Below are 18,779 nucleotides of genomic sequence, written 5' to 3'. Positions count from 1 at the left end.
CGAGGGCCTCGTCGGGCACCGCTTCGTGAGCTTTCCCGACCCTCCTGGCCGGGAAGCATGGCCGGCAGCCATAGAGCGATATTGGCCGACCTTGCATTGTGGGGCAATCCCCGTGGGAGGCCGGTCGCCGGGGAAGGAGGAGCCCAACGTGTTCGCCGACGTGACGGCCGAGATGGCTATCTATCGCGAGGCGGTCTTCGGTCCGGTGCTCTGTGTGGCCGGCGTCGATACCCACGATGAGGCGATCGCGTTCATCAACGCGAACCCCAACGGCAAGCAGGCGATCGCCTTCTGGACCCAGACCAAGACCGTCACCGCCCGCTGGTTCGAACCCGAGAACGTCTCCAGCGGCATCAACAGCACCATCTCGATGAGCTGATTTCTATGCGCAACGCGGCAGTCTTGTCATGCTGCTGAAGAGAGTCAGGCACCCGACCAGCAGGGCTCGGCGAGCCCTGCTACCTCGACTGAGGCGCACAGCAGGCTACCGGCGGCCGGCCATTGCCGCTTTTCTTCCGCATCGAGATGCTGGGTGGCGGTGGTGATATAGAGCGTGCGTAGATCGGCCCCGCCGAAGGCCGGCATGGTGGGGTGCGGGCATGGCACTTCAATGCTGGCCACCCATTCGCCCTCGGGGGAAAAGCGCACGACCTTACCGCCGCCGTAGAGAGCGCTCCAGTAGTGGCCTTCGCTGTCCACCGCGGCACCGTCGGGCACACCCGGCAGGCCCAGCGTCTCGAGATCGACCCAGGGGTGTGGCTCGCCGAGGCTGCCGCTGATCGCATCGAAGGGGTAGCGCAGGATGCGCCGAGTCAGCGAGTCGGTATGATAAAGCCAGCGCCGGTCGGGACTGAAGGCCAAGCCATTGGCGATGCCAATGCCCGCCTGACGCCGCACCAATTCGCCGCCTTCGAGGCTGTAGAGCGCTGCCGTGGGGTGCGTTGCATCGGCATCGATGGTGCCCACCCAGAAGCGCCCGGCGGGATCGCAGCCGCCGTCGTTGAAGCGGTTGCCATGCCCCTCATGCCATTCTGGGTTGGCCGCCAACGGCTCGGGCTTGTTGTCGAAAGGCAAGCGTAGCCTGACCAGGCCCGAGGAGGCCGCCCCAAGCAGCCCCCCTTCGCACAAGGCAACACAGCCCACCTTCTCGTCCAGTGTGATCGTTTCCGGCGGCATCCCTGCCCCGGGACGCCAGGCATAGATCGTCCCATGATTGATGTCCACCCAGTAGAGCGTTTGTCGCGCCTGCGACCACAGCGGGCTCTCTCCGAGACTCATCTCCAGCGGTAGCGCTACCTCGAGGCGGTAATCGGCCATGTCATCACTCCTTGCTAGCCACTGTAATCACTCGTAAACCATCTCTTCGAGCTCTTTGCCACGGGTCTCCTTGACGAAATAGATCACGAAGAATACCGAAGCGACAGCACAGACCGCGTAGAGGCCATAAGCTCCAAAGAGACCGATAGAGGCCAGCATAATGGGGAAGGTCATGGTAATGCCGAAGTTTGCCACCCATTGGAACAATCCGGCAATTGCCAAGCCAGAGCCACGCATCTGATTGGGAAACATTTCTCCGAGCATTACCCACATTACCGGGCCCCAGGACGCGTTGAAGAACAACACATAGAGGTTGGCGGACAGTAAGGCAAGCACGCCCATGTCATCGGATAGGCCCAGGCTTCCATCGACCATGGAGGCGGTAGAGAACGCATACGACATGCAGGTCAGCGTCACCGCCATACCCACCGATCCCATCCATAGCAGAGGCTTTCGACCGATCTTGTCGACCAGCGAGATGGCGAGCAGGCAGGCACCAATACTGACAGCACCCGAGATCACGTTGATCAGTAGCGCATCGCCCTCCGAGAAGCCGACGGATTGCCATAGCACAGCCCCGTAGTAGAACACCACGTTGATGCCCACCAACTGCTGGAAGACCGCCAGACCAATACCAACCCAGACGATACCGTGGACCTTGCCGGTAGTGCGGTTGATCACATCACTCAAGCGTGGCTTGTGATCTTGATCCAGGGTGGCGTTAATTTCATCGATTTTGGTGCCGACCTCGCGTTCGGGCATGACTAGCCCCAGCACACGGCTGGCCTCGCTCTGTTTGCCGGTGCTGATCAGGTAGCGCGGGCTTTCGGGGATGAACAACAGCGCCAACAGGAACACGGAGGCCGGGATGAGCTCGATCCAGAACATCCAGCGCCAGGTAGCGAAGCCAAACCACAACTCGGACGTCGCCGAGCCCGCTACATTGGCCAAGACGTAGTTACTCAGAAATGCCATGAACAGACCAGAGATGATCGCCACCTGCTGGATAGTGGCCAGGCGACCTCGATAGGCCGATGGCGCGACTTCACTGATGTAGGCCGGCGTCATTACGCTGGCGGCGCCTACGGCAAGCCCACCGAGAATTCGATAGATCACGAACTCCATGGAGCTACCGGCGACGCCCGATCCCCAGGCACTGATCAGGAAGAACACGGCAGCCACGATCAGCAGCGTGCGGCGTCCGAAGCGATCGGCCAAGCGGCCAGCGAAAAAAGCGCCAATCGCACAACCGAGCAACATGGAGGCCACGTTGAAGCCCGTACCCGCGCTGTCGGAGTTGAAGGAGGCTTGTAGACCATCGACAGTGCCGTTGATGACACCACTGTCGAATCCGAACAGGAAGCCACCAATGGCGGCAATACAACATATTACTATTATGTAGGAAGAGCGACTTAGCATTCGTTGCTGGGTCATTCTGCGTGCTCCTTGGTGTTGTCGTTAGTGGCTGTTATGGGCGTAACAGGTCACAGTTGTAGTGAAGTGGTTATGCCGGTGGATTTTTTACGATGCGTTGCGATCTTGGGGATGGCCGTGGTTAACGCCATCCTGCGATACATACGAAAAATGGCATGTCATGGCAGTCGACTGTCTTGGCGCGAGTTCGATGAGCCCATGACGCGAGGGGGAGTCAAAGTGATGCGCATCGACTTCATGGCTGACCGGTTCGAAGCAGAAGAAGTCGGCATGCTTGCCTGGGGAGAAGATCAGGTGTCGCGACATGCAAGGCTTCGTGCTGATTTCCAGTGCCACACCACGCTCAGGCCACTCGAGGCGGGCCTGGCCGTTCCAGCCGGTGAATAGATTGTCAATCTGCCCGTCGGGTAGCGGTCTGCCGCGAGAAAAGTCCCACAGATCTCGTCCCACAAGCTGTCGCCAGTCGCGTGGAAGTTGCTCCTCATCGACCTCCCAGACGCCATCGGCCGACGCGATGATCCGAGTATCCGCTGAACGCGGAAACCAGGGGTGCACGCCCAGACCGTAGGGCACTGAGCTCTCCCCCAGATGGGTCACCGTCAGGCTCACCTCGAGGCCGTGGCCCATCAGGCGGTAGGTGAGTTCTGCGCGGTAATCGAACGGCGGCTGATCGCGCGAACGCAACACAAGGCGAAGCTCGTGCGCGGTATGCGCCTCGACGCGCCAGGGTCGTTGCCAGCCATCGCCATGAATCGGCAATGGTTCGTCAATATGGTTGGCGTCCAACGCATAATGGTTTCCCCCCCACTCAAACCCTCCAGCCGAGATACGATTCGACCAAGGCACTAGCGGGTACATGGCTAGCCGATTGGGGTCGTACTCTTGTTCAGTACCCGGGCGCATCAGCGCCAGCGGGCCATCTTCAGTCAGGGCATCAAAGCGCACCACTGAACCGCCGATGTCAGGATTGACCAGCAGACGCAAAACGCCGTTTTCTAGAGTGATCGTCATGCCACCCTCCACATGATTGCCAGGCAATGCCCGCGTTGCCATTGAAGTGCCAAGGCACGAGGTGTCGAATCAGGCCCAGCCACCGTCGACTGCCAGTTCCTGGCCGGTAATGGCCGCACTGTCGTCACTGGCAAGGAACAGCGCCGCCGGAGCGATATGCTGGGGTTCGAGCCGCAGTTTAAGGGCTTGTCGAGCCTGAATGGCGGCCTCGTCTTCCGGGCCAATCCACTTTTCGAGCTGTCGCTCGGTCATGACCGAACCAGGCACCAGGGTGTTGACCCGAATGTTATGCACGCCAAGATCACGCGAGAGACTGCGCGTGAGTCCATGCACCGCTGCCTTGGCGGTGACGTAAGCAGGCAACCCGCCAAGCGCCATCTGTACGCTGACTGAACCGAAGTTGATAATCGAACCGCCACCGGCCTCAATCATTTGTTCGGCAGCCGCCTGTGCGGCAAAAAACATCGGCCGCAGGTTGAGGGACATTCGCTCGTCCCAATAGGCCACATCCACTTCACGCCACGAGTGGCGATCATCGTTGGCGGCATTGTTGACCAGGGTGTGTATCGGCCCCAGAGACTGGCCGACCTCAGCGATGATGCCCTGCAGGGCTGCCACATCTCGAATGTCGCAACGATAGTAGTGGGGAGCCTCACTGCTCTCTGTGTCCAGTTCCTCTACCAGTGCCTGGCTCGCCTCATCATTGATGTCGACGAAAGCCACTATGGCTCCCTGGCGATGGAAGGCACGGGTCATGGCCGCACCAATGCCGCTCCCTCCACCGGTTATGAAGACCACACGCTTATCGAGACTCGGATGACGCGCCGAATTGTGATTCATGTCACCTGCCACTTAGTTAGATATATTTACTAAGTAGAGGATGAATGGCGCATAGCGATTCTTCAATGAGACCTTGGTATAGGCGCGGAAAAAATCGAGGAAAAAGGGTAAGCTGGCGCGTCGATACCAAACGATAAAATCAAGTAGCCAACGCCAAATGCGGCATATGGCTTCTTCTGTTCCGCCAGCAACGTTCCCGTAGCAAGGGACGCGAGCTCGATCCTCGAAGGAGGGCTTGCCGCTGGATTCGTACCCTCTGAGACCTACGTCCACCATGAGGATCTGCCACTAGCGATAGCCATGTTAAACACTGCGCCGCTAAGCGCGTATGGCTCTGAGCAGTCGCAGGATGCAAAGGCTTCATATCTGTTATGTCAACGAATTTCCAGCAACACAGAGCGGGCGATCTTCATTTTCTCAAACGGCTCAACCGTAGCGCCATTCTCGAGTCGGTTCGCCGATCCCCTGGCTTGACCCGGGCTGATATTGCCACCCAGGCACAACTGACCAAGGCCACCGTGGGGGCAGGGGTGCAATCACTGCTGCAACTAAACTGGCTGCGTGAGGGTGAATTACAGAAGAGCAGTGGAGGCCGGCCGGGACGTGCTCTGCATCTCAATGATCAGCACTTCGCCATGCTGGGTGTTGAGGTGGGGGTACATGGTCTGCGCCTGGTCGCCTGCTCCCTCTCGGGCGAACAAATCGCCTCTCACCATGAGCCATTGGCCCCCACAACACCGGAGATCACTGCCAAGCGACTTGCCAAGCGACTGCAGGCTCTGATGACATTACCCGAGCTCGCCGGTCGTCGCTGTCTTGGCATCGGGGTTGCACTGCCAGGCCCCATCGCCCCCGGCGAACCCGTGCTGAGGCTCGCGCCGAATCTGGGCTGGCGCGATGTGCGCTTTCTTGACTTGCTGCGCCCCCATCTGCCCCAGCTAGAGGGTGCATGGCTGGTCGACAACGAAGCCAAGTCAGCCGCTTTCGGTGAAATCTACTTCCGTACCGGCCACATCCCTGACTCGTTAGTCTACGTTAGCGCCGGTACTGGTATCGGCAGTGGTTTGGTCGAAGGTCATCATCGACCCCTCGTCACTCGAGGTATCCAGGGCCTGGCGGGGGAGATCGGTCACACGGTGCTGCAGCCCGGCGGGCTATATTGCCACTGCGGCAATCGTGGTTGCGCCGAGACCCTGGTCAGCGGCTGGTCGATACGCGCGTCGCTTTCCATTGGAGAGGACGAAAACCTCGTCGAGGCGTTGTTGCCGCGTCTGCATGAGGACGAAGTCCGGCGCACCCTGCACCGTGCGGGCGAGGCACTGGGCGTACTGCTGCTTAACCTCCATCATGCCCAGAACCCCTCCGAAATCGTTCTTGGCGGGTCGCTTGTTCAGTTGGGTTCACCGCTTCTCGATCCCGCCCTGGCCTATTTCAAGAGCAACCAGAATCGTCTATTGGGAACGTCTCAACAGATCCCTTTACGCTTGATCGACGACGCTACCTTCATCGCCGCCCGCGGGGCGGCTGCCCAGGTATTGGCAAGTGTCATCCAGGGGCCAAACGACCTTCTCTAATGTCCTCGTTCAATGTTCTTGTTGGCATGGTTTCATTGACTCGCTTAGTTTAGAAATTGAACGTACTGCGGTATCTCCCAGGGTAGTCGCCTGTGGCTCATCGAGCTTGGTTCATCGAAAAGTCGTCGGTCGCGATGTCTGAGCCCCACGGCTACCCCTGAATTGACACCCAATTGCCCCCCGCCTGTGTGCCCCACTGGAACCGCTTCGCATGGGCGGTGGTGATGATCCTGGCCAGTGGCGGCATTCTCATCACCCTGTAGCTCACATCGCCATCCGTGCCGAACAGGCACTATCACGTTAGCCGATACTTGATACGGTAACGCTCAAGACATAAAGCACTTTGCTGACAGCATTCTCCACCTGATGCAATTTCACGTCCTTGGTTCGAAGGTGTAAGAGCATGATCTTCACTACCCAGGTGAAGCTCCTGAGTCTGTAGCCCGCGAGCAATGCGGCGACGATCTATGAACCTTCTGGGAGGATCAAGAGGTCGGAAGAGCAGGGAGGTATCGTCTATCAATTAATCCAAACTAATAATGCGAAGCGGCGGCCGAGGTGATCGGCCGCCGGATTCATTTCATCAGGTTGCTGGCTCGAATGAACAGCCCTCACTCGGTCTGGGAGACCGTGATGGGCTCACCGGTACGGCCGACATTAAAAACAATGAACTTGGCTCCCTCGGAGCTTGCGGTTCTTCCGACCATCGGCGTGTCGGGACGCTCATAGAAGGCTTCTCCGGCCGATACGAGCTTTGGTTCATCGCCTTCCACCGCGACCTCTACGCTACCTTCCAGCACATAGACGAAAAGTTGCCCCGGATGGGTATGGCGCTCGGTGACCCAATCAGAGTCAACCTCGAAGAGCATGATTTTGGCTTCCATTCCCTCCATGCCTTCCAGTTCGGTCGAGAGGATTACCGAATCATCCGCTGTGCTCGATGACATGAAAGTGAGTGCGGCGATGAGGATTGAACCGACTCCTGTGGCAATACGTTTTATGTTCATGACGGCTTGCTCCCACACCACGTTGGTTGCAGGAAAGAGGTGCCTGAGTAGGGCCTGAACGAGAGCGAATACTGGCTTCTGATCAAGTAATCCTTTCCACTGGCTATTTCAGTATAGTTCTGGTGCGTTGCGATTACCGGTGGTTTTCGGCCACGATTATTCGGTCACGACTGTCAGGCAAGAATCACTCTGAACGCGGCCCCGCCTCGGAAGAGGCGGGGCCGCCGCGCGTGAGCGCCCGGTTACTGGACGATGGCTGGCATTAGGGCCGTCAGGGCTCTGATCACTCGGCGTCGGTCGTCCTGCTCAAGTCGGCCAGCCTGGCGGATGATCAGACGTTCATCCAGGGTGAAGAGCTTCATGCGTACGATGGAAGTGGCGGGTAGGCCTGCGGCGTCGAGGTCCTGGATCTCGGTGTCCAATGGCCAGGTGGAGTTCCTGGCACTGGTGATCATCGCCAGCACGGCGTGAACGGTTGGTCGGCTGAAGATTTCGGACGAGGAGAGGACCAGCGCTGGCCGGCGTTTGGTAGTCGATCGGTCGGTAAAGGGGAAAGGGACGACGACGACATCGAAGGCCTCAAAGCTCACGGTAGGCTTCTTCGTCGGTGTCGGATTCCCACTCGCTCAGGGTGCCCTCGACGGCATGCGTGAAGGCCAGGTCGAGGGGAAGAGCCTTGTGCAGACGAATCTCGCCATCCTCGATCTCGAAGCTGATCGCATCGCCGGCGTGCAGGCCCAGCTCCTTGCGCACGATGCCGGGGATGGTGGCCTGGTATTTACTGGTAAGCCGACTGGTTGCCGTGGGCATGGCGATTGCCCTCCTCGCCATGGAGTAATACGGTAATACTAGTTGACGCTGCGGCGCGGCACAACGAGGGGCCTTTCCTCAACGTGAATCCTCCAACTGCATCAGTTTGCTGCGTGGTTTGCCCAAGGCATTCAAGACACTGCCCCGTCTCGGGAGAGACGTGGCAGTGTCTTGTCGTCAGTGACCGGTGATTCGATCATCGCACCGGTCAGGCCGGCGCGATATTCTGGTTAAGGTGGAATAGGTTCTGCGGATCGTACCGTGTCTTGATCCTGGCGAGCCGTTCGTAGTTCTCCCGCCCGAAACCGGCGATGATTCGCTCCTTGCCCTCGTCGCCGATGAAGTTGAGGTAGACGCTGCCGGTGGCCCAGGGGCTCAGGTCGCGACGCAGGCGTTGAGTCCACTGCCTGCCGCGCTCATCATCGGCAGAATTCTCCCATAGGCCGAATGGGTGAACGGCCCAGGGAGCGTGTCGCCAGGGAACCGGGAAGTCCGACGGCCTATTGCCCACCGCCCCCCCTTGGGGAATCAGCACTTGCTGGGAAGGGGAGGGCACGATCATGTCGCTCGCCCGTTCGCAGAACAGCGCGATCGCCTCGTCGGGGAAAGTCTCCAGGTACTCGGCCGACCAGTAATTGCGATAGCCGGGCGGATCGTCGAGCATGCACTGCAGGTCGGCGTAGGGCATCTCGGCAATCATCTCAGCCTCATGGCCGAGCGCTAGTAGCGGGGCTACCACCTCGCGTGCCTCGGCTTCCGGTCCGGCATAAACGACCAGCACGGCGAACGTAAGCTTGCTGACGAAATGCTCTGGCACGAAAGCCTCTGGAGGGGCCGTAATGTATAGGGCACCGCCGCCTACCTGATCCGGTGCCGCTTCCAAATAATCGCGATAGGCTCGAAGAACTTCCGATGCCTTATCGGGCGACCACACCAGCAGCAGGGCAGTTACCTGCTTTAGTTCGTGAAGTCGGAAGGTCAGCGATGTGGCGACCCCGAAGTTCCCACCGCCGCCATGTAGCGCCCAGAACAGCTCGGGGTTTTCTTCCTCGCTGGCATGGACGATGCTGCCGTCTGCGGTTACCAGTTCGGCGGCCAGCAGATTGTCGCAGGCCAGGCCGAACTTGCGGGCCAGCCAGCCGTCGCCACCGCCCAGGGTGTAGCCGCCGACACCGGTGGTCGACACCCGCCCGCCCGTTGTGGCCAGGTCGTGGGGCTGGGTGGCGCGGTCGAGGTGGCTCATGGTCGCGCCGCCGCCGACGGTGGCGGTGCGCGCCTCCGGGTCTATCGACACGGCGTTCATGCGCCGCAAGTCGATCACCAGACCGCCTTCCGTCGATGCCTTGCCTGCAACACCATGTCCACCGCCGCGAACCGCGATTTCCAGCCCCAGCTGCCTGCCGAAGTTGACGGCGCTGACGACATCCTTCACTTCGGCGCACTGGGCGATGACGCCCGGGTGGCGGTCGATCATCGCATTGAACAGGCGTCGCGACTCGTCGTAACCGGCCTCTTCGGGGAGCAGGATCTCGCCGGAGAAGTTCTTGCGTAACGCCTTGAGTGAGGTGTTATCGATATGAATGGCCATGTCATCCTCCTTGGGAGGGCGCGGCACAAGGGACTCGACTGCCTATGCTTCACCATTCCCCACCTGACATCATCAGCCGTTGACCCGCGGGCCTGTCCGGCGTCAGGCAGCCGGAGCCGGCCATTGTCGTTCGGGCAGGGTCAAGGGGCTCGTGCTCGAGCATCAATCGTGACAGGGCGCTATCGAGTCTCAGGGCTCCGTTACGCTGATGCCGGCAATCAAGTGGCATGATCCTGTTCGGGTGGTGGGTCTCATTCAGTATAGCGTTACAGGCGTGAGCTCTCGGCTTTTTCGTCACGAAAGCAGAAGAGTTGTTGCGTTAGAACCGGTGCCCGGAAACGATGACGAGGGCTGTTTCACAGGTCTATGGAAGGAAATGTAACGTTGACGTTAACGTAAAGCCGTGTCGATATTCGAAAATCTTGCCCAAAAGGCCACTATGACCGAAGTGGTCCTTATCCTTCGGACCACTTCAGGGGGTGATGCTCGCTAAGGAAATTCACACTTACTGAAACGCCACCCAATTGCCCCCCGCCTGCGAGGACTCCAGTGCCCGGGTAATGAACATCAGGCCATCGACACCATCCGCCACGCCTGGGGTATGGCGCGCCAGGCCATGGGCTTCGCGGTTGGCATGGCGGGCGCGGATCTGCTCGGCGAAGTCGCTGTAGAGCTGAGCAAAGGCTTCCAGGTAACCCTCGGGGTGGCCCGGCGGAAGACGCACTGCTTCCATGGCCGCGTCACCGAGCCCTGGTCCGTTGCGCGTCAGGAGGCGGGGTGGTTCGCCCTGGGGGGTATGGATCAGTTGGTTGGGTTCCTCCTGGTGCCACTCCAGGCCGCCTTGGCTACCGTAGACGCGCAGCCGCAGGCCGTTCTCCCTGCCGGGCGCCACCTGGCTCGACCAGAGCATGCCACGGGCGCCGCCCTTGAAACGCAGCATCATGTGCACGTTGTCGTCCAGCACGCGTCCTTCCACGAAGGCGTGCAGGTCGGCGGCGAGCGACTCCACTTCGAGCCCGGTGACGAAGCGCGCCAGATGATAGGCGTGGGTACCGATGTCGCCCAGGCAGCCGGCCGGGCCGCTGCGCTTGGGGTCGGTTCGCCATTCCGCCTGCTTGACGCCTTGATCTTCCATGCGCGTGGCGAGCCAGTCCTGGGGATACTCGACCTGGACGACGCGCAGCTCACCCAGTTCACCGGCGGCCACCATTTCGCGGGCCTGGCGCACTAGGGAATAACCGCTGTAGTTGTGCGTCAGGCCGAAGAAGCGTCCGCTGCGCTCGACGAGATCGGCCAGGGCGCGGGCATCCTCGAGGGTGGTGGTCATCGGCTTGTCGCAGATGACGTCGATGCCCGCTTCCAGAAAGGTCCTGGCCACGTCGAAGTGCAGGTGATTAGGCGTGACGATGGCGACCACATCGATGCCGTCCTCACGCTGGCTTTCGGCGTCGGCCATCGCCCGGTAGTCCGCATAGGCGCGCTCCGGCGCCACGTGGAGCGTGGCCGCCGAGGCTCGCGCGCGGTCGGGGTCGGAGGCAAAGGCGCCGGCGACCAGTTCGAAGTGGTCGTCGATCCTGGCGGCGATGCGGTGTACGCCACCGATGAAGGCGCCCTGGCCGCCGCCGACCATGCCCAGGCGCAGCCGGCGTGGGGCGTTGTGCTCGTTGCTCATGTCGTCGTGCTCCTGCGTGTCTCAGTCGAGTCCCAGAATGCGTCGATTGGCTGCCTCATCCGTGCCGCCACCGGCGAAGTCGTCGAACGCTCGCTCGGTGACCTCGATGATGTGATCGCGAATGAAGGCCGCCCCCTCGCGCGCGCCGACCTCGGGATGCTTGAGGCAGCACTCCCACTCCAGCACCGCCCAGCCGTCGTAGTCGTTGGCGGCCAGCCAGGAGAAGATGTGCTTGAAGTCGATCTGGCCGTCGCCCAGCGAGCGGAAGCGTCCGGCGCGCTCGGTCCAGGACTGGTAGCCGGAGTAGACCCCTTGCTTGGGGTTTGGCTTGAACTCGGCATCCTTGGCATGAAACATCTTTATGCGGTCGGCGTAGACATCCAGGAAGCCCCGGTAATCGAGCTGTTGCAGGATAAGATGGCTGGGGTCGTAGAGGATGTTACAGCGCGGATGATGGCCCAGGCGCTCCAGGAACATCTCGAAGGTAACGCCGTCGTGGAGGTCCTCGCCGGGATGGATCTCGTAGCAGAGGTCCACGCCGGCTTCGTCGAAGGCATCGAGAATCGGACGCCAGCGCTTGGCCAGTTCGTCGAAGGCGCTATCGATCAGCCCGGCCGGGCGCTGCGGCCAGGGGTAGAGAAAGGGCCAGGCCAGCGAGCCGGAGAAGGTGCCGTGCTCGGTCACCCCCAGGTTGCGTGACGCCTTGGCTGCCAGGTGCAGCTGTTCCACCGCCCAGGACTGGCGGGCGGCGGGGTTGCCCCTGACCTCGGGTACGGCGAAGCCGTCGAACATCTCGTCGTAGACGGGATGCACGGCGACCAGTTGCCCCTGCAGGTGGGTCGAGAGCTCGGTCAGCTCGACGCCGTTCTCGGCCAAGATGCCCTTGATTTCGTCGCAGTAGGTCTTGCTCTCGGCGGCGCGCTTGAGGTCGATCAGGCGCGAGTCCCAACTGGGAATCTGCACACCCTTGTAACCATGTCCCGCCGCCCAGGCGGCAATGCTGTCCAGGCTGTTAAACGGGGCGTCGTCGCCGGCGAACTGAGCGAGAAAGATCGCCGGCCCCTTGATGGTCTTCATATCGGCCCTCCTGAGGGTGTCACGCTTGATGATGGCGTCGCGGTGGAAGGGCGGCCCTGTATGGCCCGCCCGGCGAGGCATGCGGCTTAGAAGGGGGAATCGGGATAGTAGTACTGTTCGGCATTCTCCTCGGTGATCAGCGGCGAGCCGAGGATGTACTCGCCGAGGACCGGTCCGTTGGAAACGAAATGCTGGACGGTCAGGTCCATGGCGGTAGCGATCATGGCGGGTGGGTAGAGCACATCCACCGGTACCAGGTCGTCGCCTTCCATGACGCGCTCGATGATGTCCTTCATGCCCGCGCCACCGACGATGAACAGCTCATCTTCGCGCTCGGCCTGGCGGACCGCCTCGATCACGCCGAGTGCGATGTCGTCATCCTGGGCCCAGACGGCGTCGATGTTATCGAAGCGCGAGAGGAAGTCCTGCATTACCTCGAAGCCGTCGTCACGGTTCCAGTTGGCATGCTGCATGTCGAGGATGTTGATATCGGAGCCCTCGATCGCCGCCTGGAAGCCCTCGACGCGTTCATCGTCGATCACCGTGGGGATGCCGCGCAGCACCACGATGTCGCCTTCGCCGTCGAGCTGTTCGCGGATGTACTCACCGGAGACACGACCCAACTCGTGGTTGTTACCGGCGACGTAGAGGTCCGAAATGCCGTCCTGGGTCAGGCCGCGATCCACCACGGTGACGAAGACACCTTCCTCTTTCACCCGGCGCACGGGGTCGGTCAGCGGGCCGGACTCGAAGGGCAGGATCACCAGTGCATCGATGTCGCGCAGCGAGACCAGGTCTTCAAGGTCGTTGGCCTGCTCGCCGGGGTTGCTGGCGGTGGAGATGGTAATCGAGATATTCGGATGGAGTTCCTCCAGTCGCTCCTTGGCCTGCTCGGCGTGGAAGTTGACCCCGCCGGTCCAGCCGTGAGTCGCCGCGGGTATCGACACGCCGATGGTGTAATCCTGGGCCACGGCGATGGCGGGAACGCCCAGCGCTGCCGTGGTGGCAAGGGCGGCCAATCCTGTCTTGAGGTGTCGCATGGTCATGCTCCTTTCCTGCTCATGTTGTTGTCTTGCTGTTGTCGTGCGGTTTTTGTTGTGCAATTTGCGTTGCGGGGCCTTTCAGGGGCCCGTTTTCCTCCACGACGCGCGTTGCAGGTACACCGCGACGATGATGATGATCCCCTGCACCGTGCCGTTGAGATAGTTGGAGATGGCGTCCGTCAGGTTGAGAATATTGCCGATCATGGTGAGCATGATCGCGCCCACCACGGTGCCCCAGATACGCCCGTGTCCCCCCTTGAGCACGGTGCCGCCGATGATCACGGCGGCGATCGCCTCGAGTTCCCAGAGCACGCCGGTGGCGCCGGAGGCCGAGCCCAGTCGCGGCACGTAAATGATGGTCGCCAGCGCCACGCAGATGCCTTGTAGAACATAGGTCAGCGTCTTGACGCGGTCGACATGAATGGCGCTGTACTCCGCGACCTTCTCGTTGGAGCCGATGGCAAAGCAGTAGCGTCCGAAGCGAGTGAAGTTGAGCAGTATGTAGCCGATGATGGCGACGACCAGAAAGACCCAGACCGGAATCGGGATACCCAGCAGGCTGTCGTAGTAGACGGGTCGATAGATATCGCGCACGTTCCAGTCCAGCGTCAGGGTGCCGCCATCGGCGAGATAGGTGACCAGCGAGCGATAGATGCCCATGGTCCCCAGGGTAACGATGAACGCCTCGATCTTGCCCTTTGTGGTGACGACGCCGTTGATGAAGCCGGCGCCCATGCCCAGAATCAGCGACGCCCCCACCCCGAACAGCACGGTAGTCAGGCCGGCTCCGAACTGCTCGACCAGGCTGTTCATGATGATGATCATCACCCCAGCGATGAAGGCCGCCATGGAGCCCACCGACAGATCCAGCCCACCGGCGGTGATCACGAAGGTCGCACCGATCGCGATGATGCCGATGAAGGCACTGCGGGTGAGCATGTTGCTGAGGTTGTCCAGCCCCAGAAAGGCCGGGTTGATCAGCACCCCCAGGATGGCCAACACCACCAGGGCGATGAAAGGCCCCCAGGTCTTCAGGTCGATGGCCATTCCGCCTCCCTTGGTAGCCTTGCGTTCAGGCGCGACGTTGCTCATCCGCTCCTACCCCCTTGATTCCCGATGCATACTGCATGATTTCCTGCTCGTTGATCTGCTCGCCCTCGAGGATGCCGGTCAGCACGCCGGCACACATCACTGCCACCCGGTGGGATAGGCCGATCAGCTCGCCCATCTCCGAGGAGATCAGGATGACCGAGCGGCCGGCATCGGTGAGCTCGCGGATGAAGAGATAGATCTCCTGCTTGGTGCCCACATCGATGCCACGGGTCGGCTCGTTGATGATGACGATCTCGGGGTCGATGGACATGACCTTGGCGAGTAACAGCTTCTGCTGGTTGCCACCGGAGAGTTCGGCCGCTGTAAGCGCCTCGGTGCGCAGACGAATGTCGAACCGCTCGATGGCCTGCTGAAAGGCCTGCTCCTCACGCTTGCGGTCGATCAGCGGATGGCAGTAGGCGCGCAGGTTCAGCAGTGTCAGGTTGGGGCGCAGCCCCATGTTGAGCACCAGACCCTTGCCCTTGCGATCCTCGGTGAGGTAGGCGATACGGTGCTGCACGGCGTCCCGCAGGTGGCGCAGGTTCACCGGCGCATCGTGGCGGCGAACCTCGCCAGCGGCGCGATAGCGCAGGCCAAGGATCGACTCGATCAGGGCCGTGCGTCCGGCACCGACCACGCCGCCGAAGCCGAGCACCTCGCCCTTGCGAAGCGTAAAGCTGGCCCGCCGGACTGCGCCGGGGACCACGATATCGCGTGCCTCGAGTACCGTGGGGGCGTCGTCGGGCACCTGGGTCCGCGGCGGATACATCTCGGTGATCTCGCGCCCCACCATGAGGCGGGCGAGTTCCTCCTTGCTGCGGCCCTCGAGGGGGCCGCTGTCGATGAGGTGGCCGTCGCGCAGTACCGTGACGCGATCGGCGATCTGCTCGATCTCGCGCAGCTTGTGGGAGATATAGAGGATGGCGACGCCACGTTCGCGCAGTCGGCCGACGAGAGCAAAGAGGACTTGCACCTCGCGCTCGGTCAGCGAGGCGGTGGGTTCGTCCATGATCAGCACCCGCACGTCGCGGGTCACTGCCTTGGCGATCTCCACCATCTGCTGGTCGGAGGTGCCCAGGTCCTTGACCCTGGCGGTAGGCGCCACGGCGGTCTCGAGCTCGGCCAGCGCCTCGCGGCAGCGCTCGCGCATCGCCCGGCGATCGAGAAAGAGTCCACGGCGCAGCTCGCGGCCGAGGAAGATGTTTTCCTCGACGCTTAACTGCTCGGCCAGGGCCAGTTCCTGGTGGATCATGACGATGCCATCCGCCTCGGCCTCGCCGCTGGAGCCATAAGCACGGCGCTCGCCTGCGACCAGCACTTCGCCAGAGGAAGGCGGTAAATAGCCGGAGAGGATGCGCACCAGGGTCGACTTGCCGGCGCCGTTCTCACCGAGCAGGGCGTGGACCTCACCGGGGTGCAGCGCCAGGTCGACGTCGAAGAGCACCTGGTTGCCGCCGAAGGCGCGCGAGATACGCTTTCCTTCCAGCAGGGGCGTGTTCCGCGAGTCCATTATCCCCACCCTCCATCGACCGGGAATTCCTGGCCGGTCAGTTGCGCGCTGTCGTCTGCCGCCAGGAAGAGCACCGTGGGCGCCACGTGAGCCGGCTCCAGGCGTACCTTGAGGCATTGGTGCTGCTGGATCTTCTCCTCATCTTCGGGCGAGATCCACTTGTCTAGCTGGCGCTGGGTCATGATGCAGCCAGGCAGCACGGTGTTGACGCGGATGTTCTGCTCGCCGAGATCCCGCGCCAGGCTACGCGTCAGGCCATGCACGGCGGCCTTGGCGGTGACGTAGGCAGGCAGGCCGCCGAGAGCGAGACGCACGCTTATCGAGCCGAAGTTGATGATCGAGCCGCCCCCAGCCGCCGCCATGCGGTCGGCCACTGCCTGGGCAGCAAAGAACATGGGTCGCAGGTTGAGCGACATGCGCTCGTCCCAGTAGTCGACGCTGACCTCGCGCCAGTCGTGGCGGTCATCGCTGGCGGCATTGTTGACCAGGGTGCGGATCGGCCCCAGGGCCTCGCTTACTTCGTCGATCGTGGCCTTCAGCGCCTCGATATCGCGAATATCGCAGCGGCGGTATAGCGGTGCTCGGCCGGTCTCCGTCTGGAGTTCATCGCATAAGGCCTGACTGGCCTCATCGTCGATATCCACGAAGGCGACTTGAGCGCCCTGGCGATGAAAGGCCCGGGTGAGTGCGGCGCCGATGCCACCCCCGCCGCCGGTCACGAAGACGACTCGCGCCTCGAGGCTGGGATAGTGGGCAGTCTGGGCAAGCATGGGCGTTACCCCTTAGGTTTATGGGATATTGTCGTTTTACTTTAGGCGCTAAAATAAAGTCTTTCATATTCAACTTAGGTCTCAGGATTGCGGGGCGATGTCGCCTCGTGTGTGCTGAGTGCTGGCTGAGAGCGGGTCGACTTGGTCATCGGAGGCCCAGGATCACGACTAAAGGCGCAGGGTTTTCGGGCTATTGACCGTGTCAGCGTTGATATACTTTTTTACTTGAAATAAACAAGGCGAAAATCGCCATGGCTATCCCATCAAGCGAAAGCTCTCGACAGGACAACACCCTGGCCGTCATCCGCGCGTTGCGCTCGCAGGGGCCGATGGCACGCGTGGACCTGGGCGCGAGCAACGACATCAGCTCTGCCACCGTTACCGCGATCACCACGGAGTTGCTCGGTCAGGCGCTGGTCAGCGAACTTCCCCCCGGCATGCATCGCGACAACGGACGCGGTCGGCCCAAGACGCTGATTCAACTCAACCCCGACGCGGTCTTCGTCGTTTGCGTGAAGCTCTCGATCAACGAGGTGCAGATCGTGGTGGGCGACTTCGTCGGCCAGGTTCGCCACAGCGAGCTCCATTCGCTCGCCACCCTGGCGCTTACCCAGGAAGAGCTCTGTGCGTTTCTGGTAGACAAGATCGAGGCACTGAGCTCCCAGCTGCGCGACACTTACTCGCGTTTCGCCGGTATCTGTCTGGCCGTACAGGGCATCGTCTCGCCCCACAATGGCACCATTATCTGGTCGCCGGCGCTGCGATTCCGCAATGCACCCATCTCGTCACGCCTCGCCGCGGTCTTCGGCTGCCCGGTGCTGCTGGAAAACGATGCCAACTGCATCGCCAGGAGCCTCGCCAGCCAGCCCGAGTACGCGGCCTATCCGCACATGGTGGTGATCATGCTGGGCTATGGGATCGGCATGTCGGTGCTCATCGATGGCCAGCCCTTTATCGGCGCCAACGGCTCGGCGGCGGAACTCGGTCACAGCAAGTATGAGCCTGGAGGGGCGCTTTGCTCCTGTGGCCGGCGCGGATGCATCGAGGCCTATGTCGGTGATTACGCCCTGTATCGCGAGGCGCGAACCATGCTCTCCCTGCCCGCAGGCGACAGCGCCCACCCCTCCGAGGAACAGATGCAGGCATTGACGCAACTCGCCATGCGCGGGGACCCCGTTGCTCGTCAGATCTTCGGCAAGGCCGGTCGCGCCCTGGGGTATGGCATCGCCAATGTCATGGCGCTGTTCAATCCCGATCTTGTGTTGATCACCGGTGCCGGGGTGCGGGGATACCCGGCCATGCGCTCTGAGGTCGAGCAGGCGATCGATGACGCTCTGGTCGAAGAGCTGATCGGCCTGACCCGGGTCGCGACCTGTCCATGGGACCGCGACATGACCTGCCTGGGCGGTATCGCGATGACGCTGCATGCCACCGACCCGGCGACATTGTCAGCTCCGTCGAGCCTCCTTCGATTGCAGGATTGAGCCCGCGCCTCGCCCGTACACGGTAGGTGCCGCCGGAGAGTCCCGCTTCGCTGCATGACGAGCGGGGCTTGCTGACCGGTGGCATCATCGTGGGGGCAGTGGCTGCAGCAGCATGCTCACCGCTGAAGGAAGAGTTCTACCTCATTGGTCGGCTGATGGGGGAGAGGTGAGCAAGAGTGGCGCTTCCCTAATGCTTCAAAGTAGGCTCGGAAGATAACAATTCGGGGGCAAACATGGCATCGGAAAGAAAATCATGGGCGGATCAAGACCGACTTTTGGTGCTGGCACTTTATTGCCGGCTGACGTTTGGGCAACTGCATCATGGCCGGCCCGAAGTCATCGAGCTGGCAAAACACCTGGGCCGGTCAGCCAATTCGGTTGCTATGAAACTCTCCAATTACGCGAGCCTCGATCCCGAAGTGCTGGTCTTGGGTAAGAAAGGGCTCTCCGGCGCCTCCAAACAAGATAAATTGTTACCTGATTACTCATGTTGATCAGCCATCGCGCCAACCTGAGGGCTATACTGGATTTACATGGGTCGACAAGGAGT

At 61.4% G+C, this 18,779-nt stretch carries 17 protein-coding genes and 1 pseudogene; 4 read left to right on the top strand and 14 right to left on the bottom strand.

The annotated features are described in order from the left end of the window. Nucleotides 1-142: 142 nt before the first annotated feature. A pseudogene (locus KG088_RS07760) lies at nucleotides 143-379 on the top strand (aldehyde dehydrogenase family protein); the annotation flags it as partial. Between the two features lie 44 nt (nucleotides 380-423). Here KG088_RS07760 and KG088_RS07755 read toward each other — a convergent pair. The 4 genes from KG088_RS07755 to KG088_RS07740 all read right to left on the bottom strand — a co-directional run bounded on the left by KG088_RS07755 (nucleotide 424) and on the right by KG088_RS07740 (nucleotide 4,602). Next, nucleotides 424-1,317 carry an SMP-30/gluconolactonase/LRE family protein gene (locus tag KG088_RS07755; RefSeq protein WP_213824942.1) on the bottom strand — a complete coding sequence of 298 codons (894 nt, stop codon included), beginning with the start codon at nucleotides 1,315-1,317 and terminating at the stop codon, nucleotides 424-426. A gap of 27 nt (nucleotides 1,318-1,344) precedes the next feature. Next, a complete protein-coding gene (locus KG088_RS07750; RefSeq protein WP_213824941.1) occupies nucleotides 1,345-2,751 on the bottom strand; it encodes a sugar porter family MFS transporter in 1,407 nt (468 codons plus the stop codon). Between the two features lie 87 nt (nucleotides 2,752-2,838). Further along, nucleotides 2,839-3,762, bottom strand: coding sequence for an aldose 1-epimerase (locus KG088_RS07745; RefSeq protein WP_213824940.1), 924 nt, complete (start codon nucleotides 3,760-3,762; stop codon nucleotides 2,839-2,841). A 69-nt stretch (nucleotides 3,763-3,831) separates the two neighbouring features. Beyond that, nucleotides 3,832-4,602, bottom strand: a complete 771-nt coding sequence (locus KG088_RS07740; RefSeq protein WP_213824939.1) for an SDR family NAD(P)-dependent oxidoreductase — start codon at nucleotides 4,600-4,602, stop codon at nucleotides 3,832-3,834. A 371-nt stretch (nucleotides 4,603-4,973) separates the two neighbouring features. On the opposite strand from KG088_RS07740, the gene KG088_RS07735 reads away from it, so the two are divergent. Next, nucleotides 4,974-6,176 (top strand): ROK family protein, encoded by a 1,203-nt coding sequence (locus tag KG088_RS07735; RefSeq protein WP_213824938.1) that lies wholly within the window; start codon nucleotides 4,974-4,976, stop codon nucleotides 6,174-6,176. A gap of 611 nt (nucleotides 6,177-6,787) precedes the next feature. On the opposite strand, the gene KG088_RS07730 is transcribed toward KG088_RS07735, so the two are convergent. The 10 genes from KG088_RS07730 to KG088_RS07685 all read right to left on the bottom strand — a co-directional run bounded on the left by KG088_RS07730 (nucleotide 6,788) and on the right by KG088_RS07685 (nucleotide 16,745). Next, nucleotides 6,788-7,183, bottom strand: a complete 396-nt coding sequence (locus tag KG088_RS07730; protein ID WP_213824937.1) for a cupin domain-containing protein — start codon at nucleotides 7,181-7,183, stop codon at nucleotides 6,788-6,790. Nucleotides 7,184-7,425: 242 nt separating this feature from the next. Then, nucleotides 7,426-7,773: a type II toxin-antitoxin system PemK/MazF family toxin gene (locus KG088_RS07725; RefSeq protein WP_213824936.1), complete on the bottom strand. Its 348-nt coding sequence runs from the start codon at nucleotides 7,771-7,773 to the stop codon at nucleotides 7,426-7,428. Continuing rightward, nucleotides 7,763-7,993: an AbrB/MazE/SpoVT family DNA-binding domain-containing protein gene (locus KG088_RS07720; RefSeq protein ID WP_213824935.1), complete on the bottom strand. Its 231-nt coding sequence runs from the start codon at nucleotides 7,991-7,993 to the stop codon at nucleotides 7,763-7,765. Before KG088_RS07720 ends, KG088_RS07725 begins: the two co-directional genes overlap by 11 nt. A 208-nt stretch (nucleotides 7,994-8,201) precedes the next feature. Continuing rightward, entirely contained in the window at nucleotides 8,202-9,581 is a 1,380-nt protein-coding gene (locus KG088_RS07715) for an FAD-binding oxidoreductase (protein ID WP_213824934.1), read from the bottom strand. 505 nt (nucleotides 9,582-10,086) lie between these two features. Continuing rightward, nucleotides 10,087-11,253, bottom strand: a complete 1,167-nt coding sequence (locus tag KG088_RS07710) for a Gfo/Idh/MocA family protein (RefSeq protein WP_213824933.1) — start codon at nucleotides 11,251-11,253, stop codon at nucleotides 10,087-10,089. 21 nt (nucleotides 11,254-11,274) lie between these two features. After that, entirely contained in the window at nucleotides 11,275-12,330 is a 1,056-nt protein-coding gene (locus KG088_RS07705) for a sugar phosphate isomerase/epimerase family protein (protein WP_213824932.1), read from the bottom strand. Between the two features lie 86 nt (nucleotides 12,331-12,416). Next, a complete protein-coding gene (locus KG088_RS07700; protein WP_250148146.1) occupies nucleotides 12,417-13,376 on the bottom strand; it encodes an ABC transporter substrate-binding protein in 960 nt (319 codons plus the stop codon). A 75-nt stretch (nucleotides 13,377-13,451) separates the two neighbouring features. Further along, entirely contained in the window at nucleotides 13,452-14,420 is a 969-nt protein-coding gene (locus KG088_RS07695; protein WP_250148145.1) for an ABC transporter permease, read from the bottom strand. A gap of 25 nt (nucleotides 14,421-14,445) precedes the next feature. Then, complete coding sequence (locus KG088_RS07690) at nucleotides 14,446-15,975, bottom strand: sugar ABC transporter ATP-binding protein (protein ID WP_250148144.1); 1,530 nt, start codon at nucleotides 15,973-15,975, stop codon at nucleotides 14,446-14,448. Then, on the bottom strand, nucleotides 15,975-16,745 hold the full coding sequence (locus KG088_RS07685; RefSeq protein WP_213824930.1) for an SDR family NAD(P)-dependent oxidoreductase: 771 nt from the start codon (nucleotides 16,743-16,745) through the stop codon (nucleotides 15,975-15,977). The genes KG088_RS07690 and KG088_RS07685 overlap by 1 nt, the downstream gene beginning before the upstream one ends. Before the next feature lie 251 nt (nucleotides 16,746-16,996). Between KG088_RS07685 and KG088_RS07680 the strand changes: the two genes are divergently transcribed. Beyond that, complete coding sequence (locus tag KG088_RS07680) at nucleotides 16,997-18,229, top strand: ROK family protein (RefSeq protein WP_213824929.1); 1,233 nt, start codon at nucleotides 16,997-16,999, stop codon at nucleotides 18,227-18,229. 233 nt (nucleotides 18,230-18,462) lie between these two features. Beyond that, nucleotides 18,463-18,723, top strand: coding sequence for a hypothetical protein (locus KG088_RS07675; protein ID WP_213824928.1), 261 nt, complete (start codon nucleotides 18,463-18,465; stop codon nucleotides 18,721-18,723). Nucleotides 18,724-18,779: the final 56 nt, after the last annotated feature.

Origin of the sequence: Halomonas jincaotanensis (assembly GCF_018448785.1) — a bacterium.
Lineage (GTDB): Bacteria > Pseudomonadota > Gammaproteobacteria > Pseudomonadales > Halomonadaceae > Halomonas > Halomonas jincaotanensis.
The sequence above is the reverse complement of the archived record's forward strand: the minus strand, read 5'-3'. Positions and strand labels throughout refer to the sequence as shown.